At 35.5% G+C, this 1,192-nt stretch carries 2 protein-coding genes and 1 pseudogene; all 3 read left to right on the forward strand.

The window, feature by feature from the left end:
* A partial coding sequence (locus PX484_RS24880) for an oxidoreductase dimerization domain-containing protein (RefSeq protein ID WP_502882786.1) occupies positions 1 to 291 on the forward strand: 291 nt, incomplete at its 5' end.
* A 25-nt stretch (positions 292 to 316) separates the two neighbouring features.
* Entirely contained in the window at positions 317 to 940 is a 624-nt protein-coding gene (tmk, locus tag PX484_RS24885) for a dTMP kinase (protein WP_287766404.1), read from the forward strand.
* Between the two features lie 4 nt (positions 941 to 944).
* A pseudogene (locus tag PX484_RS24890) lies at positions 945 to 1,192 on the forward strand (thymidylate synthase); the annotation flags it as partial.

Consider the following 1,192-nt stretch of genomic DNA (forward strand, 5'->3'; position numbering starts at 1 on the left):
AACTATCCAATTAAAAATATGGTCCCACAGCAAATCTGGGGGGAAACCACGGGATTTTGTCAATTAATCTACCGACAAGATGGTAAAATACTGGGAGCGCAAATAGTCGGTAATCAAGCAGAGGAAATGATTAGTATTATCAGTTTAGCTTTACAAGAAAATTTAACCATACAATCCCTCAATAAAAATATTTATGCTTGGGGAAGTATGGGAGAAATTATCGGAGAAATGACGCAATTAATCCCCCCGAAAAAATCTTGGTTAACTTGGCTAAAACAATTATTTAGATAATTAGATCGAGAAGGAAGATTAAATTATGAAACCGAAATTTATTGTCTTTGAAGGTATTGACGGATCGGGAACAAGTACCCAAGCAAAACTCCTACAAGAATATTTTTTAAAGCGAGGGGAAAAAGCAGTTTTAAGTCCGGAACCTTCCGAGGGAGTCATCGGTCGTTTGATTCGAGAAATAATGCAAACTAATCTTATTTCTATCAAAGATCAAAATCAATTTGACCGACAAATGGCCTATTTATTTGCAGCTGATCGCCATTATCACTTATATAATGATTACGAGGGCGTTTTTAAACTTATTCAGCAAGAACAAACCCACGTTATCACTACTCGTTATTATTTTTCCTCCCTGGCCTACAATTGCAATAATCCCGAAGAATTTGCTTTTGTTCGACAGTTAAATCAACATTTTCCCAATCCAGATTTAGTTATTTATATCGATGTTCTTCCCGATATTTCTCTAGCAAGAATTAAAAACAGAGCCATCACAGAATTGTACGAAAAACAAGAAAAATTAATAAAAGTTCGTCAAATGTTTATCGAGATATTTAAAGAATATAAAGATAATTGTTTACAACTGGATGGTAGTGATACAATAGAAAAACTTCACCGAAATATTATTAATTATCTTGAACGACTAATTTAAATCCATGCTTAGTACAGAAACCACCCCTAAATTCACCTACCAACCCCACTATAAACCCAATCAATTAATCTGCGGTCACGGCCAAACAGCAATTATCACGGGATGGACAGTAAAACAGTCCCTTGCTAAACATTTAAATCCCGACCAATACGCGGTGATTGGTAATCTTTATAGTCCCACCAGAGGAATTAGTCCCCTGCTGAGAAACTTAATAGCAAATCCCCACGTTAGATACTTAGTTATTCTCAACGC

Source organism: Microcystis sp. M49636_WE2 (assembly GCF_030065375.1).
Classification (GTDB): domain Bacteria; phylum Cyanobacteriota; class Cyanobacteriia; order Cyanobacteriales; family Microcystaceae; genus Microcystis; species Microcystis aeruginosa_C.

Coding starts and splice junctions, on each gene's coding strand:
- tmk (WP_287766404.1), top strand. CDS start 317: ATGAAACCGAAATTTATTGTCTTTGAAGGTATTGACGGATCGGGAACA.